Below are 21,975 nucleotides of genomic sequence, written 5' to 3' on the forward strand. Positions count from 1 at the left end.
AGCGCTGAAGATGATGACCCCGGCCGAGGCTTTTGCTTTAGCCGCCTGACCTGAGCAGGTTCTGCTGGGTCATTACAGATTTATGCCCCAGGATTTGGGCTATGCGTCATTGGGGCCTGCGGTGCACTTTTAAACGTTGGGCGTGCGCTGCCGCGTTTGTCACGCGCCTGGCCCTCCATTGCGACACTTCACATGGAAACTCATTGATCCATGAGGGTGCAAATCGGTTACATAGCGCTTACACAGGGAATAGAAATGATCAAGGGGTTACAAGATTCCTCTTGTAACCCCTTGATTTAATTGGTGCCGGCTGCAGGACTCGAACCCGCCACCTGATGATTACAAATCAACTGCTCTACCAGATGAGCTAAGCCGGCGAAGTCGTGTATTGTAACCGATTCGTCGGTCACTGCGGCTATCTGTCGGTGCAAATTCGCTCGCTACGGCAAGCGTTGGTGCGCAGTGTATCGCCCAACTTCGCGCCCGCCGTCTCGAATTACTTCACCACCTTCAGATGTGCGCGTCCGGCGTTGCCGCCAGTCGCACCATTCCCGCCAGGACGCGTCGGATCCGGATCCTCGTCGACCGACTCCTGCACCGACGGCACAGCTTCCAACTCGATCCCCTCTTCGGCAGTTGCCTGCTTGTCGACCGGGAACGCCATCCCCTGTCCATTCTCCCGGGCATATATCGCCAGCACGTTCGACACCTGCACTTCCACCTTCTGTGAAATGCCGCCGAAACGGGCGCTGAATTCAATCAAGTCGTTGCCCATCTGCAGTCCGCTCGTGGCATCGAAGCTGATGTTCAGCACGATCTCGCCATCTTTCACAAACTCGCGCGGGACTCGCGTTCTGGCATCGACATGCACGGCCAAATACGGCGTGTACCCATTGTCGGTACACCACTCGTACAGCGCGCGCAAAAGATAAGGCTTGGTAGATGTTTCCGGCATATAACCAACTCTTCCCGCCGCGAAGCCCACCCAAATCCTTCCAGGGCCGCCTCGCCAGCGGGCATATCAACGCATCAGCGACGCATGACCTTTTCGGACGGCGTCAGCGCTTCAATGTACGCCGGACGGCTGAAAATCCGCTCGGCATACTTCATCAACGGCGCAGCATTCTTCGACAACTCAATGCCGTAATGATCCAAACGCCACAGCAACGGCGCTATCGCCACGTCGAGCATCGAAAACTCCTCGCCCAACATGTACTTGTTCTTCACGAAAATCGGCGCAAGCTGCGTCAGACGATCACGAATCGAAGCGCGGGCCTTTTCATGCGTCTTCTCGGCCGCCTTGCCCTTCTCGTTCTCGAGTGCACTTACATGCACAAACAGCTCTTTCTCGAAATTGAACAGGAACAACCGCGCACGGGCACGCTGCACCGGATCCGCCGGCATCAACTGCGGATGCGGGAAGCACTCGTCAATGTACTCATTGATGATGTTCGATTCGTACAGAATCAGATCGCGCTCAACAAGAATCGGCACCTGACCGTACGGATTCATCACCGCAATGTCTTCCGGCTTGTTGAACAGATCGACGTCACGGATTTCAAAATCCATGCCCTTTTCGAACAGGACCAGCCGGCAACGCTGGGAGAAGGGGCACGTCGTGCCCGAGTACAAAACCATCATAGCGCGTCTTCCTTAAAAACCAACGGGGCCGGGGCGGGAAATCGGCGCTTCCCAAACCCTGGCCCCGTCGTACAGACGTTATTTTACTTCACGTCCTTCCAATAGGCCGCATTCAGGCGCCAGGCAAGTACCGTAAAGAGTCCCAGGAACAACAGAACCCAGACACCCAACTGCCGGCGCGTTCGCTGCGCCGGTTCCGACATCCAATCCAGATAAGATACCAAATCCGCCATGGCAGAATCAAATTCCACCGGTTTCATCGTCCCCTGCGTGATCTGCACGAACTGCGCCGGACCATGCTCCGCCCCCTCCACATGCTTCAAACTCCGCTGACCCTGCATCTGCCAGAACGGGTTGGGCATACCCACATTCGGATACGCCAGGTTGTTCCACCCCGTCGGACGCGTGTCGTCACGGTAAAACGTCCGCAAGTAGGTATACAGCCAGTCCGTCCCGCGTGCCCGCGCCTCAACCGACAAGTCCGGCGGGGCCACGCCGAACCACGCCTTGGCATCCGCCGTCCGCATCGCCACGGTCATCGTCTCGCCAATCTTGTCCGTCGTGAACAGCAGATTATTCTTGATCTCCGCCTCGGAAAGCCCCAGATCCTTCAGGCGCGAATAACGCATCGACGCCGCCGAATGGCAGTTCAGGCAATAGTTCACGAACAGCTTCGCCCCGCGCTGCAGCGACGCCAGATCGTCGATCCGGTTCGGCGCCGTGTCGAGCTTCGCCCCCTCTTCTGCCATGGCCGGCGCGGCGAAACCACTCAGGAGCGCCAGGATAAGCATCAGTTTTCTCATCTTGATATCCCTAGTCGTCGTTGACTTGCGCTCAATGCGCCGCGAAGGTCACGCGCTCCGGCACCGGCTTGAAGGTGCCGCGCTTGCTCCACAGCGGCATCAGCCAGAAGAATCCGAAGTAATACAGCGCGCCAACCTGCGAAATGGCGGTCTTCACGGGCGTCGGCTCCTGGATCCCCAGATACCCCAGCACCGCAAAAACAACGACGAGAATACCCAAAAGCACCTTGTGGAATCCCGGACGGTAACGAATCGACTTGACCGGACTGTGATCCAGCCACGGCAGGAAGAACAGCGTGACCACCGCGCCCCCCATCACCACCACCCCCCAGAACTTGGCCTCAGTCAGGTACATGGCCAGCAGCAGCAACACCACGCCGCCGGACGCCGCCACCTTCGTGGTCGCCGCCGCCTTGCCCTTGATCCACCAGACCGCCGTCACCAGCACCGCCAGCCCCATCAACACGTACTTGAAGTCGTCCGTGGTGGCACGCAGCATCGAATAAAACGGCGTGAAATACCACACCGGCGCAATGTGCGGCGGCGTCTTGAGCGGATCGGACGGAATGAAGTTGTTCGCTTCAAGGAAATAGCCGCCCATCGTCGGCGCGAAGAACACGATCGCCGAGAACACCATCAGGAACACGCCCACGCCCATGATGTCGTGGACCGTGTAGTACGGATGGAACGGAATGCCGTCGAGCGGCCGGCCATTGGCGTCCTTCTTGTCCTTGATCTCCACACCGTCAGGGTTGTTCGAGCCGACTTCGTGCAGCGCAATGATGTGCGCCACGATCAGACCGATGAGCACCAACGGAATCGCGATCACATGGAACGCGAAGAAGCGGTTGAGCGTGGCGTCGGACACGACGTAGTCGCCGCGAATCCACAGCGACAGATCCGGACCGATGAAAGGGATCGCCGAGAACAGGTTCACGATCACCTGCGCGCCCCAGTACGACATCTGCCCCCACGGCAGCAGATAGCCCATGAACGCCTCGGCCATCAGGCACAGGAAGATCAGGCACCCGAACACCCACACCAGCTCGCGCGGCTTGCGGTACGAACCGTACAGCAACCCCCGGAACATGTGCAGATACACCACCACGAAGAACATCGAGGCGCCCGTCGAGTGCATGTAACGGATGAGCCAGCCCCAAGGCACCTCGCGCATGATGTACTCGACCGAAGCGAACGCGAGGTTGGCGTCGGGCTTGTAGTTCATCACCAGGAAAATGCCGGTGAGAATCTGGATCACCAGCACCAGCATGGCCAGCGACCCGAAGAAGTACCAGAAATTGAAATTCTTGGGTGCGTAATACTCGGAGGCGTGCTCTCTCCAGAGCTGCGTGAGCGGGAACCGGCGATCGATCCAGCCCAGCAAGCCCGTCGTGTCGACCTGTTTGTCGGCGGCCATGATTACGCTTCTCCTTTTTCGTCTTTACCGATCACGATCTTGGTGTCGTTCACGAACATGAAACGAGGAACGTCGAGATTCTTTGGCGCCGGCTTGTTCTTGAACACGCGACCCGCCATGTCGTATGTCGAGCCGTGGCACGGACAAAGGAAACCGGGGTCATGGCCCAGCGCAGCATTGGTGTCGGCCCCAAACGGCCCGGAAGGGATGCAACCGAGATGGGTGCAAACGCCGACCACGACAAGCATTTCCTTACGCGATTCGCGCGCCCGGAACGCATTCTTGCAATAGTCGGGCATCGGGAAGGAAAACGTTTGCTTGGAGTCCGGATCGGCCAGTTCCGCAGTCACTTTGGATAGCGAAGCCATTTGCTCCGGGGTGCGATTGACAATCCACACCGGCAAACCACGCCAGGACACCGTCATCATCTGGCCTGGCTGGAGGCCGCTGATATCGGCCTCGACGGGCGCTCCGCCAGCCTTGGCGCGCTCCGAGGGTTGAAGGGAACTGACGAAAGGAACTAACGTTGCAACGCCGCCCACGCCTCCAGCTACGGACGTTGCAATCAGCAGATTCCGGCGGCTACTGTCGACGGCCTTTTCTTGATTGTCACTCATCACAAGCCCCACACGGTTGATTTGGTATTTCCGTCAACCTTAAATCATACGCGAGCGTAAATGCCTGAAACAACGGCAAAACGCCCCAGTCTCCTAGTGGTTTTCGCGTATTTTCAAAGGATTAACGTACCCTGCGGGCGGCTGATGCACACCCGGGGTTTCGCTTCTGGGATGCTGCACGAGAACCGCTATGATCGCCGCTTTCGCCGATGTGCGCACGCAATTAGTAACATTTTCATTGTCGCGCCCTGATAACATCGGGCCTGCGGGCCTGAGGCAATCGCGTGACAATGACCGACGCGAACCGGCCGCCGCCTGACAGCCCGCAAGACTTCACCGGTCAATCAATGCCAATTCGTGAGTGCCGGCGAAGCGATATCCACCGGACACTCATCACAACAGCGGAGGAATGGCATGAGCTTCATGTCGGAATTCAAGGAATTTGCCGTCAAGGGCAACGTGATCGATCTGGCCGTCGGTGTGATCATCGGCGGCGCCTTCGGCAAGATCGTCGATTCGGTCGTCAAGGACCTCATCATGCCGTTGGTCGGCGCCATCTTCGGTGGCCTGGACTTCTCGAGCAAGTTCATTCTGCTCGGCTCGATCCCCCCCGACTTCAAGGGCAACCCGACCTCCTATGCCGACCTCACCAAGGCCGGCGTGGCGGTGTTCGGGTACGGTAATTTCATTACCGTCGCCCTCAACTTCCTGATTCTCGCTTTCATCATTTTCCTGATGGTCAAGCAGATCAACCGACTCAAGCGCCCCGCCCCGGAAGCCCCGGCCGCACCGGCGCCCACGCCGGAAGACATCGTCCTGCTGCGCGAAATCCGCGACAGCCTCAAGAAGCAGAACGGCTAAGGCGCGCACCGCGCCGGACGTCGTCGGGCCGGCCGGGCGCCGCTCAGGCCGGGTTCGGCATGTCGAAGAACTTGTGCTCGAGCCCGAACCGGCTGGCGAGATGCTCGCCCAGTGCCCTCGCGCCGCCGCGTTCGGTGGCGTGATGGCCCGCCGCCAGGTACCCCACCCCGCTCTCGAGCGCGAGATGCTGGGTCGGCTCGGACACTTCGCCACTGATGTACACGTCGGCGCCGGCCGCGATGGCCGCCTCGAAAAAGCCTTGCGCGCCGCCGGTGCACCACGCCACACGGCGCACTTCGCGGTTCGGCGCTCCGAGCATCAGCGGTACGCGCCCCAGTTTCGCCTCGACGTGGGCGGCCAGTGCCGCGAGCGTGGTCGGCTGCGACGGCGCGCCAAGCCATCCGAGCTGATCCGGACCGAAACGACCGCCATCGTCGGCGAAACCGAGCAACTTGCCGAGTTGGGCGTTATTGCCGAGTTCCGGGTGCGCGTCGAGAGGTAGGTGAAAGGCAAACAGATTGATGTCGTTGCCGATCAGCACCCCGAGACGCCTGCGTTTCATCCCGGTAATGCGGGCATCTTCGTTCTTCCAGAAATAGCCGTGATGGACGAGAACGGCATCCGCGCCCCAATCCCGGGCCGCCTCGAGGAACGCCAGGCTGGCGGTCACGCCGCTGGCGATTCTGCGAATATCGCTGCGCCCCTCGACCTGTAGGCCGTTCGGGCAGTAATCGCGAAATTGCGCGATTTGCAGGGTATCGTTCAGATACAATTCGAGTTCTACACGATTCATATAAGGTCTCGCTCTTTCATGCTCAGACGCTTCTGGCTACTGTTCGCGCAAGCGGTCACCGTGCTGCTTGCGTTGCTCTTCATCATCGCCACACTCAAGCCGCAGTGGCTGCAACGCCAGGGTTCGTTCGGCAAGCAACTGGCCAATCCGATCATCGCCTTGCAGGAGGTCGGGCCAAGCCTGTCCGAGAAGCCTTCCGCAGGCTCGTACGCCGACGGCGCGCAGAAGGCCATGCCCGCGGTCGTCAGCATCTTTTCCAGCAAGGAGCAAAAGCAGAACCGCGACCCGCGTCTCGATGACCCGCTGTTCCGGTACTTCTTCGGCGACGGCGGCGGCACGGTGCGGCAAGACCCGGTCTCGAGCCTCGGCTCGGGCGTGATCGTGAGCAGCGAAGGCTATATTCTCACGAATCATCACGTGGTGGACGGCGCCGACGAGATCGAGGTCGCCCTCGCGGACGGCCGCAAGGCCCGCGCCAAGCTGGTCGGCAGCGACCCCGAAACCGATCTGGCCGTGCTCAAGATCACGCTCGACAACCTGCCGGCCATCACGCTCGGTCGGATGGACCAGGTGCGCGTGGGCGACGTGGTGCTCGCCATCGGCAATCCTTTCGGCGTGGGCCAGACGGTGACGATGGGTATCATCAGCGCCCTGGGCCGGAACCACCTCGACATCAGCACGTTCGAAAACTTCATCCAGACGGATGCCGCCATCAACCCGGGCAACTCGGGCGGCGCGCTGGTCGACGTGAACGGCAATCTGCTGGGCATCAATACGGCGATCTATTCGCGCAGCGGCGGGAACATGGGGATCGGCTTCGCGATTCCGGTGTCGACGGCGCGCTCGGTGCTCGAGAGCATCATCACGACCGGCACGGTCACGCGCGGCTGGGTGGGTGTCGAGCCGCAGGACATCACGTCCGACATTGCCGAGTCGTTTGGCTTGCAGCAGGACTCGGGGGTCATCATCGCAGGGGTGGTGCAAGGCGGCCCGGCCGACAAGGCCGGCGTGCAACCCGGCGATATCCTGACCAAGGTGAACGACGAGTCGATTCGCGACACCACCGAACTGCTCAACGTCATCGCCCAGATCAAACCGGGCGCGCAGGCCAAGATTCACGTTACCCGCAAGAAGAAGGAACTGGATCTGAGCGTGGTCATCGGCAAGCGTCCGCCGCCGCCCAAGCGGCCGGCGCAGGAAGAGGATGACGGCACCGGCGACAACAGCAGCGATTGACGTCGCGCCGCGGCGTCGAACGCACAGCAGGACAAACGGCTGCGCTTCGGCGCGGCCGTTTTCGTTTGTGCACCGGCGAACGCCCCGATCGCGTGCACGTGCGCGTACCTCGAATATGCCGTGAGCCGTCCGCGCCATCGGATTGCCCAGCCGCGCGAGCCGGACCATCGACGGGCAACAAAAAAGCACGGGGCGAAACCCGTGCTTTTATCGCCTCCGGTGCCCCGGCGGCAAACCTGCCTTGGCCCGGCGCCCCGCCCGTTCAGCGGGTCGCGTTGCCTTCGCTGCTCTCTTCGGCCTGCTGGCCTTGTTTGACGAACAGACGCGCCGCCACCAGACCCAGTTCGTAAAGAATGCAAAGCGGCACGGCCAGCATCAGTTGAGAGAGGATGTCCGGCGGCGTCACCACGGCCGCCAGCACAAATGCGCCCACCACCACGTACGGACGAATCTGCTTGAGCTTGTCGATACTCACCACGCCCATGCGCGCGAGCACCACCACCACGACCGGCACTTCGAACGTCACCCCGAAGCACAGGAACATCGTGAGCACAAAACTCAGGTAATTGTCGATATCGGTGTTCATCTCCGCGCCCAGCGGCGCGTTGTAGTGTGCCATGAAATGGAACACAGTCGGGAACACCAGGAAGTAGGCGAACGCCATGCCGAGCAGGAAGAGCAGGTAACTGCTCACTACCAGCGGCATCACCAGCTTCTTCTCGTGCTGGTACAGCCCCGGCGCCACGAAGGCCCAGATCTGGTACAGCACCACGGGCAGTGCGATGACGAACGCGACCATCATCGTGACCTTCATCGGCACGAAGAACGAGCCGGTGATGTCGGTCACGATCATCTTGCCGCCGGCGGGCAGCGACTGCATCAACGGACGGGCGAACAGGCGGAAGATGTCCGGCGCCCAGTAGACCAGGGACAGGAACACCACGATCACGGCAACGCCCGCGCGAATGATGCGATTGCGCAGCTCGATCAGATGCGAGATGAAGGTCTCTTCGGTACCCCCTTCGGGGATTTGCTTGTCGTCGCTCACGTCGACTTATCCAGGAATGAAGCCGGCACAGTGCCAGATGACAGGAAGTTCGTGGCGCCCGCGCCTCAGAAGAACTTGACGGGTCGGCGCAGTTTGGCCGGCGTGTGACGCGCCACGCGCGCCGCTCCCGACTGGACCCGGGTACGCGTGGCGCTGGCCTGCTTGAACCACATCGGCGTGGCAGCCCGGCGCACGCGCCAGTTGCGACGCTTTGTCGACCCACGCACACCCGACGTCACCACCGGCTCGCCGAGATAGCTGTCCGAATACCCGGTCGCCGCGTCCGTAGCACCGCCGGCCGCCTCGCCCGTCGAAGTCCCGGTAGCACTTGCCCAGGCGTCGTTGAGCGACGCCTCCTGCTCATGCAACTGCTTCTGAATCGTGTTCTGAGCGCTGCGGGCCGCGTCCTCGAATTGCGTGCGCATGTTGCGCAGCTCGTCGAGTTCCATCTCGCGGCTCACCTCCGCCTTCACATCGTTGATATAGCGCTGCGCGCGGCCAAAAAGGGCGCCCGCCGTGCGGGCCACCTTCGGCAAGCGCTCCGGACCGATCACGACCAGCGCAACCACGCCGATCAGCATCAGTTTGGAAAGGCCGAGATCGATCATGTCGACGCCGGCTTAGCCTTGCTTGTGATTGCTCGCGTCCTTGGCCTGCACGTCGATGGTGGTCGAATCGCGCAGTTCCTTGGCAGCCGCCGGGTCTTCCTTGGCCGGGGCATTGCCTTCGCCCTCTTTCATGCCGTCCTTGAAGCCCTTGACCGCACCGCCCAGATCGCTGCCGATGTTACGCAGCTTCTTGGTGCCAAACACCATCATCACGATCACCAGCACGATCAGCCAGTGCCAAATACTCAACGAACCCATGACCACTCTCCTTGCGTTTCCCTACCCCTGCCGCCTCGCGACGGGGTCTTGTCGAGCCGCGTTGCCTGACGACCGCCCGGCCGTCGGGCAGGCGCCCTGTGCTTGCCCCCGTGCCCGCAGCCACGTGCCCCATTGTGGCACATCGCGCGTCACGTCCTGCATCGTAACCGGGCCGGGCACCGGGTAGAAATAAATGTTTGTTGAAACATTGCCCAATGCGGCATACCTGCACATTCGTGTGGCATCGCGCGGCGATTTGCCGTCTACGCTGGCCGCTTCCGCCCGAAGCCGTCCAGGCCTCCTTCGCTTACATGCGCTTCCACGGCCGAGGCCCGGCCAGAATGTGCATGTGGAGATGATAAACCTCCTGCCCGCCTCCCGGCCCGACGTTCGTCACCACGCGAAACCCATTGCTGTCGACGTTCGACACATCGCCGTCGAAGCGGTAGCCGTGCTCGCCCGCGAGCTTCGGCGCAAGCAGCATCATCTTGCCCACCAGCGCCTGGTCTTCGGGCTGACAGTCCTGCAGCGTGGCGATGTGCTTGCGCGGCACCATCAGCAGGTGCAGGTCGGCCGCCGGGTTGATGTCCTTGAACACCACGACGTCGTCGTCGGCGTACACCTGCGTGCTCGGGATCTGCCCGGCAACGATCTTGCAGAAGATGCAGTTATCGTGCGTCATGCGTGTGTCTTCCTCTCGCATTCTCGAATGGATCGAAGCGTGGCCGCCGACACTCAGGGCCGCGCCGCGTACATGGGCTTGTTGTCGTTCAGATAGAGCCAGCCCTTGACGATTCGGTACAGCGTCCAGATGCCAAGCACCCAGAGAATCGCGAAACCGACCATCACCACAGCCAGCGCAACGCCGAGCACACCCCAGACAACCGACCACCAGAAGGTGCGGATCTGCCAGGTGAAGTGCGACGCGTAGAGCGTGCCGGCGGCGTCGTCGCGCTTGATGTAATTGATGATGATCGCCACGATGGCAGTCACGCCACCGGTGAGCCAGAACAGCGCATAGAGCGCGTAGAGCACATGCGTGAGCTTGCGCAGCGCGCGTTCCTGCTCGGCGCTCGGAGCGCTCTGGATCGGCGTGGTATTCACCACGTAAGGATGGTCCGTGCTGCCGGGCGAGCCCGACGAACCCGGGTATTGCGAATCGTTCATGAGGCGTCTCCTTGCGTGAGCCTGTGCGGGGCGCTCCTGGCCGGCCGGGGCTGGCCGGTGCGGCGGCCGGGGACGTCGGTCAGTCGGCGTGTTCGCCGCGCGTGCCGCGTTGCGCCTTCTCGACCAGGCCCGACAGACCCTCGCGGCGCGCCAGTTCGGCGAGCACTTCCTGCGGGCTCAGATCGTGATGGGCCAGCAGCACCATGCAATGGAACCACAGGTCGGCCGTTTCGTTGACGAGCTTCTGACGCAGGTTGTCGGCGCCGCCAATTCGGATGTCCTTGGCCGCGAGCACGACTTCGGTCGCTTCTTCGCCGATCTTCTTGCAGATGGCGTCGTCGCCCTTGTGGAACAGGCGGGCAACGTACGATTTGTCGGGATCGCCCCCTTTACGCGAGGCGATGACTTCGGCAACACGCTCGAGCGTATCGTTCATGGCAGTCACTTGTAGATCTTGTGCGGGTCTTTGAGCACCGGCTCGACCGTGGCCCAGCGGCCGTCGTCGACACCGCCCTCGAACTTCTGGAAGAAGCAGGAATGGCGGCCGGTATGGCAGGCGATGCCGTCGATCTGCTCGACCTTGAGCAGCACGACATCCTCGTCGCAATCGAGACGGATCTCGTGCACCTTCTGCACGTGCCCCGACTCCTCGCCCTTGTGCCACAGGCGTTTGCGCGAGCGCGAGTAGTAGACGGCCTCGCCGGTCTCGACCGTGCGCACGAGCGCCTCCCGGTTCATCCACGCAAACATCAGCACGTCGTTGCTGCCGACCTCCTGCGCGATCACGGGCACGAGGCCCTGCGCGTCCCAACTTACCTTGTCCAGCCAGTCTTGCGTCATGATCCGTCGATTCCCGTTCAGAGCCGCACCGAGATGCCCTTGTCGGCCATGAAGCGCTTGGCTTCGCCCACGGTGTGCTCGCCGTAGTGGAAGATGCTGGCGGCGAGCACGGCGTCGGCATGGCCCTCGGTCACGCCGTTGGCCAGGTCGGCCAGCGACCCCACGCCGCCCGAGGCGATCACCGGGATGTTGACGGCGTCGGAGACCGCGCGCGTGAGCGCCAGGTCGAAGCCGCTCTTGGTGCCGTCGCGATCCATGCTGGTCAGCAGGATTTCACCGGCGCCAAGCGCCTCGACCCGCTTGGCCCAGGCCACTGCATCCAACCCGGTCCCCTTGCGCCCGCCATGTGTGAAGACTTCCCAGCGCGGCGGTTCGCCGTCGGCCGAGACGCGCTTGGCGTCGATCGCCACGACGATGCACTGCGAGCCGTACTTGTCGGCGGCGTCGGCGACCAGTTGCGGGTTGGCCACGGCCGACGAATTCATGCTGATCTTGTCGGCACCGGCGTTGAGCAGCCGGCGCACGTCGGCCACCTCGCGCACGCCGCCGCCCACGGTCAGCGGAATGAAGACCTGTGCGGCCACCGCCTCGATGATCGGCAGGATGAGATCGCGTCCGTCGGAGGTCGCCGTGATGTCGAGGAACGTGAGTTCGTCGGCGCCCTGCTCGTCGTAGCGGCGGGCGATTTCGACGGGGTCGCCCGCATCGCGGAGTTCGACGAAATTGACGCCCTTGACCACGCGGCCGGCTGTCACGTCCAGGCACGGGATGATGCGTTTGGGGAGAGCCATGATGTTGGCAAGCGAGGCGGCCGCAGCCGCGGGCTCGCTTATGCCGCTCCTTCGGTAAGCTCGTCGGCGCGCTTTTGCGCCGAGGAGAAATTCAGATCGCCCGAGTAAATCGCACGGCCGCAGATGACGCCTTCGACGCCTTCATCCTGCACCTTGCACAGCGCGTCGATGTCGTTCAGGTTCGACAGGCCGCCGCTGGCAATCACCGGCACCGTCACGGCCTGCGCGAGACGCACGGTCGCTTCAATGTTGATGCCCTGCAGCATGCCGTCGCGGCCGATATCCGTGTAGATGATCGACTCCACGCCGTAATCCTCGAACTTGCGCGCCAGATCGACCACTTCGTGGCCCGTGAGCTTGCTCCAGCCGTCGGTCGCGACCTTGCCGTCCTTGGCGTCCAGGCCCACGATGATGTGGCCGCCGAACGCACTGCAGGCATCGCGCAGGAAGCCGGGGTTCTTCACCGCCGCCGTGCCGATGATGACGTACGACAGGCCGTCGTCGAGGTAGCGCTCGATGGTGCCGAGATCGCGAATGCCGCCGCCCAGTTGCACGGGGATGTCCTCGCCCACTTCCTGGATGATGGCCCGAATGGCCGCCTCGTTGCGCGGCTTGCCAGCGAATGCGCCGTTCAGGTCCACCAGGTGCAGACGCCGCGCGCCTTGCTCGACCCAATGCCGGGCCATGGCAGCGGGGTCCTCCGAGAATACGGTGGCTTGATCCATGTCGCCTTGTTTAAGGCGAACACATTGACCGTCTTTAAGGTCGATGGCCGGAATGAGCAGCATAGGCAATCGTGAAACGTCGCTAGTGGGAAGTAAAAGAAATTCGCGATTTACGCGCACAACGCGAATCCGACGCCCGCCTTGCCGGACATCGGCACATCGGCTTCGGATTCATCAACATGACACACAGTATAAGCGGTGACAGAGGACACGCCCTGAAAGGCAGGGAAGCGCAATTGCGCCGCCCGCGTCGCGATCAGGGCTTCCACTGGGCAAAGTTTCGATACAGGGCCAGGCCGGCCTGGGCGCTCTTTTCCGGGTGGAACTGGGTGGCGAAGATATTATCTTGGGCCACCGCACAGGTAAAGGGCACCCCATAGACCGTCTCGCCGACCGTCAGTTCGGGCTTCGCGGGCACGGCGTAATAGCTGTGCACGAAGTAGAAATAGCTGTTGTCGGGCACGCCCGCCCAGATCGGGTGGCTGCGCGTTTGACGAACGCGGTTCCAGCCCATTTGCGGGATCTTGAAGCGCGAGCCGTCGTCCTGCAACTGTCCCTCGAGCTCGAAGCGCACCACGCGGCCTGGCAACAGGCCAAGCGCGGGCGTGTTGCCCTCGTCCGAGATGTCGAAGAGCATCTGCTCGCCCACGCACACGCCGAACATCGGCTTGCTGGCGGCAGCCTCGACGACCGCTTCTCGCAGCCCCGATTCGTTCAGGCAGCCCATGCAGTCGCGCATGGCGCCCTGCCCCGGCAGCACCACGCGGTCGGCGGCCCGAATCTCGGCGGCGTCGCTGCTGATGCTCACGTCGGCCTCGGGTGCCGCCGCACGCAGTGCCTGGTAGACCGAGCGCAGGTTGCCCATTCCGTAGTCGACAATCGCAATCTTATTCATCTCAAACCCGGCAGCAGTATTTTCAAACCATCCATAATGAATTCAACGGCCAGCGCCGAGAGGATCAACCCCATCAAACGCGTGCCGATGTTGATGCCCGTGCGTCCGAGCCAGCCTTCGATGCGCGAGGCGCTGCGCAGCGCCACCCAGCAAACCGCGCCGACCCCCACGCCGATCGCCACCAGCGCCAGCACCTGGGCCCAGCCGTGCGCACGGCCCGAGTAGATGATCACGGTACTGATCGTGCCCGGACCGGTGAGCAGCGGGATCGCCAGCGGTACCACGGCGATGTTCGGCCGCTCCTCGGCTTCATGACGCTCTTCCGGCGTGGCCCGGGTGTTCCCCGTCTGCGCGTTGATCATGTTGACCGCCATGAGCAGCATGATGATCCCGCCGCCGACTTCGAGCGACGCGATCGAAATGCCGAAAAAGCGGATGATCGCCTCGCCGAACAGCCCCGAGCCCGCCACGACCAACGCCACGGCGATCGCCGCAATCCTGATCGTATGACGCTTCTCTTCGCGCGTCTGCGACGACGTCAGGCTGATGAACAGCGGGATCGCCCCGAGCGGGTTGATCAGGGCCAGCAGCGAAATGAAGAACTTGAAGGCGTCGAGCGTCATTGGGGCACACGGCGCCGGCTTCCGGCCGGGCGGTGAAGCGTCGCAGTGGCGCCGGCACGGGCCGGCGGGCTATCCGGCCGGCGCTGTGCGCCAGCCGGCGAGTCTCACGTCTACAGGCTTCCCTTGGTCGACGGCACGACGCCCGCCGCACGCGGGTCGATCTCGACCGCCATGCGCAGGGCACGACCGAACGCCTTGAACACCGTTTCGCACTGGTGGTGGGCGTTGATGCCGCGCAGATTATCGATATGCAGCGTCACCCCGGCGTGGTTCACGAAACCGCGGAAGAATTCAATGGTCAGGTCGACGTCGAAGTTGCCCACGCGGGCGCGTGTGAACGGCACGTGAAATTCCAGGCCGGGGCGGCCCGAGAAGTCGATCACCACGCGCGAGAGCGCCTCGTCGAGCGGCACATAGCTGTGGCCGTAGCGCACGATGCCCTTCTTGTCGCCAATGGCCTTGGCAACGGCCATGCCCAGCGTGATGCCGACGTCTTCCACCGTATGGTGATCGTCGATGAACGTGTCGCCCTTGGCCTCGACTTCCATGTCGATGAGGCCGTGGCGCGCGATCTGGTCGAGCATGTGGTCCAGGAACGGCACGCCGGTATCGAGCGTCTTGCGGCCGGTGCCGTCCAGATCGATCTTGACGCGTATTTGCGTTTCGCTGGTATCGCGAACGACTTCCGCAATGCGCATGATGGTGAGTTCTCGTCGTATGGCTTTATTAGAGCGATGCGGCCAGGGCTTGCACCATGGCCGTATTCTCCGTGGGGGTGCCGACCGTCAATCTGAGGCAATTGGCCAGCAATACGTGCATTTTACCCACGTTTTTGATCAACACCTTGTGTGCCAGCAGCCCCGCGTGCGTTTTGTCGGCATCCGGCACACGCACCAGCAGGAAATTGGCGTCGCTCGGGAACACGTGCACCCCGGGCAGCGCCGCCACCGCGGCCGACAGCCGCTCGCGCTGCGCACGCAATTCAGCCGCCTGCGCGTCGAGCACGTCGAGGTGATCGAGCATGAATTCGGCACACGCCTGCGTCAGCACGTTCACGTTGTAGGGCGGCCTCACCTTGTCGAGCTGGTCCAACCAGTGCGCGCCGCCCGCCACGTAGCCGAGCCGGATCCCGGCCAGGCCCAGCTTCGAGACGGTGCGCATGACCAGCAGGTTGGGGAATTCGGGCAGGCGCGGCATCCACGTCTTGCCCGCGAAAGGCTGATAGGCCTCGTCGATCACCACCAGCCCACGGTCGGCCGCGCGCACCAGGGTCTCGATGTCGTGGTCGGCGAACAGGTTGCCGGTCGGGTTGTTCGGATAGGCCAGATACACCACCGCGCCCGGATGCCCCGCGATGGCGTCGAGCATCGCCGGCACGTCGAGCGAAAAATCGGAGCGCAGCGGCACGCCCACGAACTCGATGCCGGCGAAGCGCGACGACATCTCGTACATGACGAAGCCCGGCATCGGCGCAATCACTGCGGCCCCCGGACGGGCCGTGGCCATCGCGATCATGTTGATGATCTCGTCGGAGCCGTTGCCCAGCAGCAACTTTGCCCCGGCCGGCACCCCCATCGCGCGCGCGAGTTTCTCCAGCAGCGCCTGCGGACGCGGTGCCGGATAGCGGTTGAGCGCCACGTCGGCCAGGCGTCGCCCCAGTTCGGTGCGCAACCCCTGCGGCAAGCCATACGGATTCTCCATCGCGTCGAGCTTGAGGAAGCCGGTGGCATCGGGCACGGGGTAAGTGCTCATGGCGAGCACGTCGGGGCGAATCACTTGGTCGACGGACATGGCGAAAGGAAGGATCGGGCGAATCGAATCAGTTGAAGGCGAAGGTGAGCAGACCGGCGTCCGCACCGTCGATCTTGACGGTGCATCGGCGGCCGGTTTCCACGCTGCCGAGCGCCGCGGTGATGCGCTGAAGGCGCACGCCCGTTTGCCACGAGAGCGCCTGCGCGACGCCCGGACTCACCCGGGCGGGCGATGCCTCGGCCTCGCAGCGCATGGCCACCAGCCGGTTGCCCACGCGCCCGAACACGCCATGGCCCACTTCCTCGTCGGTGCCGCGCAACGCGGGCTTGCCGTCAAGGCGCAGGACATAGACATCGTTGTCGAACGCTTGCCGACGCACACAGACCGTCATGCGCTCGACCGAGGCGCCCTCGAACGTGGCGTGCTGGCAATCGCTTCCCGCGGCTTGCGCGGCCGTGCCGGCGGTCATGCCGAGCGCCGCCAGGGCGACGGCCCGCAACATGGCCCGCGTGGCGCGGGTCGACGGCGAAAGCCCGGGGACATCGCAGGCCACGATTGCGCGAATCCGACGCCAGGCGGTCTCCGGCGTCGTGGAACAAGGCGCGGGCCGCAGGGCGTCGTCGCGCATGTCAGGACTCGCGATGCAGACGATACTCGGCGCTGCGCGCGTGAGCTTGCAGGCCTTCGCCGTATGCCAGCTCGGCGGCGATCTCGCCCAGCATGCGGGCGCCGCCCTCGCTCACTTCGATCAGGCTCGAACGCTTGATGAAGTCGTACACGCCAAGCGGCGACGAGAAACGCGCGGTGCGCGAAGTCGGCAGCACGTGGTTCGGCCCGGCGCAATAGTCGCCCAGGCTTTCGCTGGTGAACTTGCCGAGGAAGATCGCACCGGCGTGGCGGATCCTGTCGCTCCACTGTTGCGGCGTCTCGGCCGAGATTTCGAGGTGCTCGGGTGCGATCACGTTGGCGATCTCGCACGCTTCGGCCATGTCGCGTACCTTGACCAGCGCACCGCGCCCCTGCAGCGAGGCGGCGATCACGTCGCGGCGCGGCATGTCGTCGATCTGGCGCTCCAGCGACGCGTGCACGCGCGCGATGTACTCGGCGTCCGGGCACAGCAGGATCGACTGGGCAAGCTCGTCATGCTCGGCCTGCGAGAACAGGTCCATCGCCACCCAGTCGGGGTCGGTCGATCCGTCGCAAATCACGAGAATCTCCGACGGGCCGGCGATCATGTCGATGCCGACGGTGCCGAACACGCGGCGCTTGGCCGCCGCCACGAAGGCGTTGCCCGGACCGACGATCTTGTCGACGGCCGGCACGGTCTCGGTGCCGTACGCCAACGCGCCGACAGCCTGCGCGCCGCCGATGGTGAACACACGATCCACACCGGCGATGTGCGCGGCGGCGAGCACCAGGGGGTTCTGCACGCCGTCCGGCGTGGGCACCACCATGATGATGTCCTTCACACCGGCCACGCGTGCCGGAATGGCATTCATCAACACCGACGACGGATACGCGGCTTTGCCGCCCGGCACGTAAATGCCCACGCGATCGAGCGGCGTGACCTTCTGGCCGAGCACCGTGCCATCCGACTCGGTGTACTGCCAGCTATGGGTGCCACACTCGATACGCTGCTTCTCGTGATAGGCGCGCACGCGTGCGGCGGCGGCCTCCAGCGCGGCGCGGCGCTTCGGCTCGAGACTCTCGAGCGCTTCGGCCAGCACGTCGGCCGACAGCTCAAGCGCGGCCATGTTCGGCGCGTTCAGACGATCGAAACGGTTCGTGTACTCGATGACGGCCGCATCGCCGCGCGTCTTCACGTCGGCGAGGATCTCGGCGGCCGCACGGTCGATGGCGGCGTCTTCACTCGCTTCGAATGCCAGCACGTCGCGAAGCTGGGTCGTGAAGCCTTCGGCACCGGAGTCGAGTTTGCGGATTTCGAGTTTCATGCTGTTTGCCGGGACGCCTGCTCGAAGGCGTCCAGAATGGGCTGCAACGACTCGCGCTTGAGCTTGAGCGCAGCCTGGTTGATCACGAGGCGGGAGGAGATATCCATGATCTCCTCCACTTCCACCAGATTGTTGGCCCGAAGCGTGCCGCCGGTACTCACCAGATCGACAATCGCGTCGGCCAGACCCACGAGCGGGCCCAGCTCCATCGAGCCGTACAGCTTGATCAGGTCGACGTGCACGCCCTTGGCCGCGAAGTGCTCGCGCGCGGTCTGCACGTACTTGGTCGCCACCCGCAGGCGCGCACCCTGACGGACCGCATTCGCGTAATCGAAGCCCTTCGGTACAGCCACAGACATGCGGCAGCGGGCAATGTTCAAATCGATCGGCTGATACAGTCCACCGCCGCCGTGCTCGATGAGCACATCCTTGCCGGCCACGCCGAAGTCGGCGGCCCCGTATTGCACATACGTCGGCACATCGGTCGCGCGCACGATGATCACGCGCAGGTTCGGGTCCGTGGTCGGCAGAATCAGCTTGCGCGAGGTCTCCGGGTCTTCCGTGACTTCGATACCGGCAGCGGCGAGCAACGGCAGCGTTTCCGTAAAGATACGCCCTTTCGAGAGGGCCAGCGTCAGCGGTTGAGCGAGCGGCTGGGCCGACTTGGCGGAACTCATGCAATTTCTCCCTGGCGTGCTTCGACACGCCGGATTCGCGCGCCCACGGCGCACAACTTGGCCTCGATACGATGATAGCCGCGATCGAGGTGATGAATACGGTCGACGAGCGTGCGTCCCTCGGCCGCCAGCCCCGCGACGATCAGACTGGCGGAAGCGCGCAGATCGGTCGCCATCACGTGCGCACCCGACAGGCGCTCCACGCCCGAAATGCGCGCGGTGTTGCCGTCGACGCCGATATTCGCGCCCAGGCGCATCAACTCCTGCACATGCATGAAACGGTTCTCGAAGATCGTTTCGACGACCTGCGACGCACCGTCGGCGATGCAGTTCAGCGCCATGAACTGGGCCTGCATGTCGGTCGGGAAAGCAGGATACTCGGACGTCCGGAAACTCACCGCCCGCGCACGCCGATCCATCGTCACACGCAACCAATCCGCACCGGCGCTCACGGCGGCGCCGGTTTCACGCAGTTTTTCGATCACGGCGTCGAGCGTGCCCGGCACTACGCGACGCAGCGTGAGGTCGCCGCGCGTTGCCACGGCCGCGCACAAGAACGTACCGGCCTCGATTCGGTCGGGCACCACGTCGTGCGTGGCCCCGTGCAGGCGCTCCACCCCGGTCACGACCAGTCGTTCCGAGCCGATGCCCTCGATCTTCGCCCCCATCTTGACCAGCAGGTTCGCCAGGTCGGTCACCTCCGGCTCGCGCGCGGCGTTGGCCAGCACGGTCACACCGTCGGCGAGCACGGCCGCCATGAGCAGGTTCTCGGTGCCCGTCACGGTGATCATGTCCGTCACCAGCGTTTCGCCGCGCAGTCGCGTGGCGCGAGCCACGATGTCGCCGTGCGCGAGGGTGATCTCGGCGCCCATCTTTTGCAGGCCCTTGATGTGCTGATCGACAGGCCGCGCCCCGATCGCGCAGCCGCCGGGCAACGACACGCGCGCCTCGCCGCAGCGCGCCAACAGCGGGCCGAGCACGAGAATCGATGCCCGCATGGTCTTGACCAGCTCGTACGGTGCGGCGGGCGCCGCGATGCACGACGCGTCGAGCGTCACCGATTCGCCTTTGCGCTCGACCTTCACGCCCATGCGCGCGAGCAATGTGAGCATGGTGCGCACGTCGTGCAGATCCGGCACGTTGCCGAGCACGAGCGGCTCGGCGGTCAGCAGACTCGCACACAGAATGGGCAGGGCGGCGTTCTTCGCGCCCGAGACGGTAATCTCTCCCGCCAGCCGCTCGCCACCTTCGATTTCCAGGTGGTCCGCGGCCACACGCTCGCCGGCGGCCGCCTCGCCATTGCCGGCGGCGCCGGTGCTCTCTTGCGTAATCCTCATTGCGCCTGATACTCCGCCGGCGTGAGGGTCTTCATCGACAATGCGTGGATTTCCGCCTTCATGCGGTCGCCCAGCGCGGCGTACACGAGCTGATGGCGCGCAATGAGGCGCTTGCCTTCGAACTGCGCGCTTACGATGGTGGCGAAGAAGTGCTGGCCGTCACCTTCGACGGCCACGTGATCGCAAGCCAGGCCGGCTTCGATGTACTGTTTGATTTGTTCTGGGGTAGGCAGCATTGCTGATCCTGGAGAAGTTCAGTGACGCAGTTTGTAGCCGCGGCGCAGCAGACTCAGCGCCACGGTTGCGAGTATCAGGAACGTCGCGCCAACGACGGCGAGGCTGGTCTGCGGCGCCACGTCCGACACGCCGAAGAAGCCGTAGCGGAATCCGTCGATCATGTAGAAAAACGGATTGAAATGCGACACAGCCTGCCACACCGGCGGCAGCGAGTGAATCGAATAAAACACGCCCGCGAGGAACGTCGCCGGCATGATGAGGAAGTTCTGGAATGCCGCGAGCTGGTCGAATTTCTCCGCCCAGATGCCCGCGATCAGGCCCAGCGTGCCGAGAATGGCCGCGCCGAGGAATGCGAATCCGATGATCCACAGCGGTGCGGCAAACGACAGATGCGTGAAGGCCACCGTCACGAGGAACACGCCGAGCCCCACGCACAGGCCGCGGACCACCGCGGCCAGCACGTACGCCCCATACATCTCCCAGTGCGAGAGCGGCGGCAGCAGCACGAACACGAGATTGCCCGTGATCTTCGACTGGATCAGCGACGAGGAACTGTTCGCGAAAGCGTTCTGCAACACGCTCATCATCACCAGGCCCGGCACGAGGAAGGACGTGTACGTGATCTGATCGTAGACCTTCACCCGGTCTTCGAGCACATGGCCGAAGATCATCAGGTAAAGCAGCGCGGTGAGCACCGGCGCGGCCACGGTCTGGAAGCTCACCTTCCAGAACCGAAGCACTTCCTTGTACAACAGCGTGCGAAACCCGATCATGCTGCCACCTCCTGCGCACGCGAGCCCGACATGATCTGCACGAATACGTCCTCGAGATCGGCCTTCTGGATGTCGATGTCCTCGACGATGCCGCCCGCCGCCCGGCAGGTGGCGAGAATGGATTCCACTTCGTCGCAGCCGGACAGGCGCAGCGCGAACTGGTGCCCGCCGGTGTCCTGCCCGTCCACCAGCAGCGGGCGCAGTTCGTCCGGCAGCGTGCCCTGCTTGAAGCGCAGCACTAGGCGCGTGCCAGCGAAGCGCTGCAGCAACGACGCCGTGCGCTCGAGCGCCACCACCTCGCCGCGCTTGAGCATGGCGATGCGATCGCATAGCGTTTCCGCTTCTTCGAGATAGTGCGTGGTAAGCACGATGGTGTGCCCTTCGCGGTTCAGGCGCGAGATGAACTTCCAGAGCGTCTGGCGCAACTCGACGTCGACCCCGGCGGTCGGCTCGTCGAGCACGATCACCGGCGGACGATGCACGAGCGCCTGCGCCACCAGCACGCGACGCTTCATGCCGCCCGAGAGCTGGCGCATGTTCGCGTCGGCCTTGTCGGTCAGATCGAGGTTGGCCATCACTTCGTCGATCCAGTCGTCGTTGCGCTTGAGCCCGAAGTAGCCGGACTGGATACGCAGCGTCTCGCGCACGGAGAAAAACGGATCGAAGACGAGCTCCTGCGGTACCACGCCGAGCTTGCGACGGGCGTTGCGGTAGTCGCGCACCACGTCGTGGCCGAGCACGCTGATATTGCCGGAATCCGCGCGGGCGAGGCCCGCGAGAATGCTGATCAGCGTGGTCTTGCCGGCGCCGTTGGGACCGAGCAGACCGAAGAATTCACCTTCTTCGATCGAAAAGCTGACGCCCTTGAGCGCCTGCAACGCCTGATAGCGTTTTTTGACGTTACGGATTTCGATGGCGGCCATG

Annotated in this window: 29 protein-coding genes and 1 tRNA gene; 2 read left to right on the forward strand and 28 right to left on the reverse strand. The window is 63.5% G+C overall.

From position 1 onward, the window contains the following. Positions 1-301 precede the first annotated feature (301 nt). The 6 genes from PMO31116_RS18140 to petA form a co-directional block, all read right to left on the reverse strand. Positions 302-377, reverse strand: a tRNA-Thr gene (locus tag PMO31116_RS18140). A 119-nt stretch (positions 378-496) separates the two neighbouring features. Beyond that, the gene (locus tag PMO31116_RS18145; protein WP_023593907.1) at positions 497-955 is read right to left on the reverse strand and encodes a ClpXP protease specificity-enhancing factor; all 459 of its coding nucleotides are present in this window, start codon (positions 953-955) and stop codon (positions 497-499) included. A 74-nt stretch (positions 956-1,029) separates the two neighbouring features. Further along, positions 1,030-1,641 (reverse strand): glutathione S-transferase N-terminal domain-containing protein, encoded by a 612-nt coding sequence (locus PMO31116_RS18150; protein WP_150567952.1) that lies wholly within the window; start codon positions 1,639-1,641, stop codon positions 1,030-1,032. An 83-nt stretch (positions 1,642-1,724) separates the two neighbouring features. Beyond that, positions 1,725-2,444 (reverse strand): cytochrome c1, encoded by a 720-nt coding sequence (locus tag PMO31116_RS18155; protein ID WP_023593905.1) that lies wholly within the window; start codon positions 2,442-2,444, stop codon positions 1,725-1,727. Between the two features lie 31 nt (positions 2,445-2,475). Continuing rightward, the gene (locus PMO31116_RS18160) at positions 2,476-3,861 is read right to left on the reverse strand and encodes a cytochrome b (protein ID WP_023593904.1); all 1,386 of its coding nucleotides are present in this window, start codon (positions 3,859-3,861) and stop codon (positions 2,476-2,478) included. Between the two features lie 2 nt (positions 3,862-3,863). After that, positions 3,864-4,478 carry a ubiquinol-cytochrome c reductase iron-sulfur subunit gene (gene petA / locus PMO31116_RS18165; protein WP_150567953.1) on the reverse strand — a complete coding sequence of 205 codons (615 nt, stop codon included), beginning with the start codon at positions 4,476-4,478 and terminating at the stop codon, positions 3,864-3,866. 414 nt (positions 4,479-4,892) lie between these two features. On the opposite strand from petA, the gene mscL reads away from it, so the two are divergent. Further along, positions 4,893-5,339 carry a large conductance mechanosensitive channel protein MscL gene (gene mscL, locus PMO31116_RS18170; protein ID WP_150567954.1) on the forward strand — a complete coding sequence of 149 codons (447 nt, stop codon included), beginning with the start codon at positions 4,893-4,895 and terminating at the stop codon, positions 5,337-5,339. Between the two features lie 43 nt (positions 5,340-5,382). On the opposite strand, the gene PMO31116_RS18175 is transcribed toward mscL, so the two are convergent. Beyond that, positions 5,383-6,132, reverse strand: coding sequence for a Nif3-like dinuclear metal center hexameric protein (locus PMO31116_RS18175; RefSeq protein WP_150567955.1), 750 nt, complete (start codon positions 6,130-6,132; stop codon positions 5,383-5,385). Between the two features lie 18 nt (positions 6,133-6,150). On the opposite strand from PMO31116_RS18175, the gene PMO31116_RS18180 reads away from it, so the two are divergent. Then, complete coding sequence (locus PMO31116_RS18180) at positions 6,151-7,368, forward strand: Do family serine endopeptidase (protein ID WP_150567956.1); 1,218 nt, start codon at positions 6,151-6,153, stop codon at positions 7,366-7,368. 262 nt (positions 7,369-7,630) lie between these two features. On the opposite strand, the gene tatC is transcribed toward PMO31116_RS18180, so the two are convergent. From tatC to PMO31116_RS18280, 21 genes are all read right to left on the reverse strand, one after another. Then, positions 7,631-8,416, reverse strand: a complete 786-nt coding sequence (tatC, locus tag PMO31116_RS18185) for a twin-arginine translocase subunit TatC (RefSeq protein ID WP_150567957.1) — start codon at positions 8,414-8,416, stop codon at positions 7,631-7,633. A gap of 65 nt (positions 8,417-8,481) precedes the next feature. Next, positions 8,482-9,024, reverse strand: a complete 543-nt coding sequence (gene tatB / locus PMO31116_RS18190) for a Sec-independent protein translocase protein TatB (protein ID WP_150567958.1) — start codon at positions 9,022-9,024, stop codon at positions 8,482-8,484. A gap of 12 nt (positions 9,025-9,036) precedes the next feature. Next, the gene (gene tatA / locus PMO31116_RS18195; protein WP_023593897.1) at positions 9,037-9,282 is read right to left on the reverse strand and encodes a Sec-independent protein translocase subunit TatA; all 246 of its coding nucleotides are present in this window, start codon (positions 9,280-9,282) and stop codon (positions 9,037-9,039) included. Between the two features lie 307 nt (positions 9,283-9,589). Beyond that, positions 9,590-9,964, reverse strand: a complete 375-nt coding sequence (locus tag PMO31116_RS18200; protein WP_150567959.1) for a histidine triad nucleotide-binding protein — start codon at positions 9,962-9,964, stop codon at positions 9,590-9,592. Positions 9,965-10,017: 53 nt separating this feature from the next. Next, on the reverse strand, positions 10,018-10,449 hold the full coding sequence (locus PMO31116_RS18205; protein ID WP_246185366.1) for a DUF4870 family protein: 432 nt from the start codon (positions 10,447-10,449) through the stop codon (positions 10,018-10,020). A 79-nt stretch (positions 10,450-10,528) separates the two neighbouring features. Further along, complete coding sequence (locus tag PMO31116_RS18210; protein WP_023593894.1) at positions 10,529-10,885, reverse strand: phosphoribosyl-ATP diphosphatase; 357 nt, start codon at positions 10,883-10,885, stop codon at positions 10,529-10,531. 5 nt (positions 10,886-10,890) lie between these two features. Continuing rightward, the gene (gene hisI, locus PMO31116_RS18215; protein WP_150567960.1) at positions 10,891-11,289 is read right to left on the reverse strand and encodes a phosphoribosyl-AMP cyclohydrolase; all 399 of its coding nucleotides are present in this window, start codon (positions 11,287-11,289) and stop codon (positions 10,891-10,893) included. A 17-nt stretch (positions 11,290-11,306) separates the two neighbouring features. Next, positions 11,307-12,080, reverse strand: a complete 774-nt coding sequence (hisF, locus tag PMO31116_RS18220) for an imidazole glycerol phosphate synthase subunit HisF (protein WP_023593892.1) — start codon at positions 12,078-12,080, stop codon at positions 11,307-11,309. Between the two features lie 38 nt (positions 12,081-12,118). After that, a complete protein-coding gene (gene hisA, locus PMO31116_RS18225) occupies positions 12,119-12,868 on the reverse strand; it encodes a 1-(5-phosphoribosyl)-5-[(5-phosphoribosylamino)methylideneamino]imidazole-4-carboxamide isomerase (RefSeq protein ID WP_023593891.1) in 750 nt (249 codons plus the stop codon). Positions 12,869-12,915: 47 nt separating this feature from the next. Beyond that, positions 12,916-13,074, reverse strand: a complete 159-nt coding sequence (locus PMO31116_RS23770; RefSeq protein ID WP_174971460.1) for a hypothetical protein — start codon at positions 13,072-13,074, stop codon at positions 12,916-12,918. Continuing rightward, complete coding sequence (gene hisH / locus PMO31116_RS18230) at positions 13,062-13,700, reverse strand: imidazole glycerol phosphate synthase subunit HisH (RefSeq protein ID WP_023593889.1); 639 nt, start codon at positions 13,698-13,700, stop codon at positions 13,062-13,064. Before hisH ends, PMO31116_RS23770 begins: the two co-directional genes overlap by 13 nt. Further along, positions 13,697-14,323: a MarC family protein gene (locus tag PMO31116_RS18235; protein ID WP_023593888.1), complete on the reverse strand. Its 627-nt coding sequence runs from the start codon at positions 14,321-14,323 to the stop codon at positions 13,697-13,699. Before PMO31116_RS18235 ends, hisH begins: the two co-directional genes overlap by 4 nt. 110 nt (positions 14,324-14,433) lie before the next feature. Further along, a complete protein-coding gene (gene hisB / locus PMO31116_RS18240; protein WP_023593887.1) occupies positions 14,434-15,021 on the reverse strand; it encodes an imidazoleglycerol-phosphate dehydratase HisB in 588 nt (195 codons plus the stop codon). A gap of 28 nt (positions 15,022-15,049) precedes the next feature. Next, positions 15,050-16,114, reverse strand: coding sequence for a histidinol-phosphate transaminase (gene hisC, locus PMO31116_RS18245; RefSeq protein WP_150567961.1), 1,065 nt, complete (start codon positions 16,112-16,114; stop codon positions 15,050-15,052). A gap of 28 nt (positions 16,115-16,142) precedes the next feature. After that, a complete protein-coding gene (locus tag PMO31116_RS18250; protein WP_150567962.1) occupies positions 16,143-16,703 on the reverse strand; it encodes a hypothetical protein in 561 nt (186 codons plus the stop codon). A gap of 1 nt (position 16,704) precedes the next feature. After that, complete coding sequence (gene hisD, locus PMO31116_RS18255) at positions 16,705-18,027, reverse strand: histidinol dehydrogenase (RefSeq protein WP_150567963.1); 1,323 nt, start codon at positions 18,025-18,027, stop codon at positions 16,705-16,707. Beyond that, the gene (hisG, locus tag PMO31116_RS18260; RefSeq protein ID WP_150567964.1) at positions 18,024-18,704 is read right to left on the reverse strand and encodes an ATP phosphoribosyltransferase; all 681 of its coding nucleotides are present in this window, start codon (positions 18,702-18,704) and stop codon (positions 18,024-18,026) included. The genes hisD and hisG overlap by 4 nt, the downstream gene beginning before the upstream one ends. After that, positions 18,701-20,041, reverse strand: a complete 1,341-nt coding sequence (murA, locus tag PMO31116_RS18265; protein WP_246185367.1) for a UDP-N-acetylglucosamine 1-carboxyvinyltransferase — start codon at positions 20,039-20,041, stop codon at positions 18,701-18,703. Before murA ends, hisG begins: the two co-directional genes overlap by 4 nt. Beyond that, positions 20,038-20,277, reverse strand: a complete 240-nt coding sequence (locus tag PMO31116_RS18270; RefSeq protein WP_023593882.1) for a BolA family protein — start codon at positions 20,275-20,277, stop codon at positions 20,038-20,040. Before PMO31116_RS18270 ends, murA begins: the two co-directional genes overlap by 4 nt. An 18-nt stretch (positions 20,278-20,295) precedes the next feature. Beyond that, complete coding sequence (locus PMO31116_RS18275; protein WP_150567965.1) at positions 20,296-21,051, reverse strand: ABC transporter permease; 756 nt, start codon at positions 21,049-21,051, stop codon at positions 20,296-20,298. Then, complete coding sequence (locus tag PMO31116_RS18280; protein WP_150568022.1) at positions 21,048-21,974, reverse strand: ABC transporter ATP-binding protein; 927 nt, start codon at positions 21,972-21,974, stop codon at positions 21,048-21,050. The genes PMO31116_RS18275 and PMO31116_RS18280 overlap by 4 nt, the downstream gene beginning before the upstream one ends. Between the last annotated feature and the right edge of the window lies 1 nt (position 21,975).

Origin of the sequence: Pandoraea morbifera, from assembly GCF_902459575.1 — a bacterium.
Taxonomy (GTDB): Bacteria; Pseudomonadota; Gammaproteobacteria; order Burkholderiales; family Burkholderiaceae; genus Pandoraea; species Pandoraea morbifera.

Bases quoted from the DNA above. Each gene is read 5' to 3' on its own strand.
- PMO31116_RS18145 (WP_023593907.1), bottom strand. From the start codon at position 955: ATGCCGGAAACATCTACCAAGCCTTATCTTTTGCGCGCGCTGTACGAG.
- PMO31116_RS18150 (WP_150567952.1), bottom strand. From the start codon at position 1,641: ATGATGGTTTTGTACTCGGGCACGACGTGCCCCTTCTCCCAGCGTTGC.
- PMO31116_RS18155 (WP_023593905.1), bottom strand. From the start codon at position 2,444: ATGAGAAAACTGATGCTTATCCTGGCGCTCCTGAGTGGTTTCGCCGCG.
- PMO31116_RS18160 (WP_023593904.1), bottom strand. From the start codon at position 3,861: ATGGCCGCCGACAAACAGGTCGACACGACGGGCTTGCTGGGCTGGATC.
- petA (WP_150567953.1), bottom strand. From the start codon at position 4,478: ATGAGTGACAATCAAGAAAAGGCCGTCGACAGTAGCCGCCGGAATCTG.
- mscL (WP_150567954.1), top strand. From the start codon at position 4,893: ATGAGCTTCATGTCGGAATTCAAGGAATTTGCCGTCAAGGGCAACGTG.
- PMO31116_RS18175 (WP_150567955.1), bottom strand. From the start codon at position 6,132: ATGAATCGTGTAGAACTCGAATTGTATCTGAACGATACCCTGCAAATC.
- PMO31116_RS18180 (WP_150567956.1), top strand. From the start codon at position 6,151: ATGCTCAGACGCTTCTGGCTACTGTTCGCGCAAGCGGTCACCGTGCTG.
- tatB (WP_150567958.1), bottom strand. From the start codon at position 9,024: ATGATCGATCTCGGCCTTTCCAAACTGATGCTGATCGGCGTGGTTGCG.
- tatA (WP_023593897.1), bottom strand. From the start codon at position 9,282: ATGGGTTCGTTGAGTATTTGGCACTGGCTGATCGTGCTGGTGATCGTG.
- PMO31116_RS18200 (WP_150567959.1), bottom strand. From the start codon at position 9,964: ATGACGCACGATAACTGCATCTTCTGCAAGATCGTTGCCGGGCAGATC.
- PMO31116_RS18205 (WP_246185366.1), bottom strand. From the start codon at position 10,449: ATGAACGATTCGCAATACCCGGGTTCGTCGGGCTCGCCCGGCAGCACG.
- PMO31116_RS18210 (WP_023593894.1), bottom strand. From the start codon at position 10,885: ATGAACGATACGCTCGAGCGTGTTGCCGAAGTCATCGCCTCGCGTAAA.
- hisI (WP_150567960.1), bottom strand. From the start codon at position 11,289: ATGACGCAAGACTGGCTGGACAAGGTAAGTTGGGACGCGCAGGGCCTC.
- hisF (WP_023593892.1), bottom strand. From the start codon at position 12,080: ATGGCTCTCCCCAAACGCATCATCCCGTGCCTGGACGTGACAGCCGGC.
- hisA (WP_023593891.1), bottom strand. From the start codon at position 12,868: ATGCTGCTCATTCCGGCCATCGACCTTAAAGACGGTCAATGTGTTCGC.
- hisH (WP_023593889.1), bottom strand. From the start codon at position 13,700: ATGAATAAGATTGCGATTGTCGACTACGGAATGGGCAACCTGCGCTCG.
- PMO31116_RS18235 (WP_023593888.1), bottom strand. From the start codon at position 14,323: ATGACGCTCGACGCCTTCAAGTTCTTCATTTCGCTGCTGGCCCTGATC.
- hisB (WP_023593887.1), bottom strand. From the start codon at position 15,021: ATGCGCATTGCGGAAGTCGTTCGCGATACCAGCGAAACGCAAATACGC.
- hisC (WP_150567961.1), bottom strand. From the start codon at position 16,114: ATGTCCGTCGACCAAGTGATTCGCCCCGACGTGCTCGCCATGAGCACT.
- PMO31116_RS18250 (WP_150567962.1), bottom strand. From the start codon at position 16,703: ATGCGCGACGACGCCCTGCGGCCCGCGCCTTGTTCCACGACGCCGGAG.
- hisD (WP_150567963.1), bottom strand. From the start codon at position 18,027: ATGAAACTCGAAATCCGCAAACTCGACTCCGGTGCCGAAGGCTTCACG.
- hisG (WP_150567964.1), bottom strand. From the start codon at position 18,704: ATGAGTTCCGCCAAGTCGGCCCAGCCGCTCGCTCAACCGCTGACGCTG.
- murA (WP_246185367.1), bottom strand. From the start codon at position 20,041: ATGAGGATTACGCAAGAGAGCACCGGCGCCGCCGGCAATGGCGAGGCG.
- PMO31116_RS18270 (WP_023593882.1), bottom strand. From the start codon at position 20,277: ATGCTGCCTACCCCAGAACAAATCAAACAGTACATCGAAGCCGGCCTG.
- PMO31116_RS18275 (WP_150567965.1), bottom strand. From the start codon at position 21,051: ATGATCGGGTTTCGCACGCTGTTGTACAAGGAAGTGCTTCGGTTCTGG.
- PMO31116_RS18280 (WP_150568022.1), bottom strand. From the start codon at position 21,974: ATGGCCGCCATCGAAATCCGTAACGTCAAAAAACGCTATCAGGCGTTG.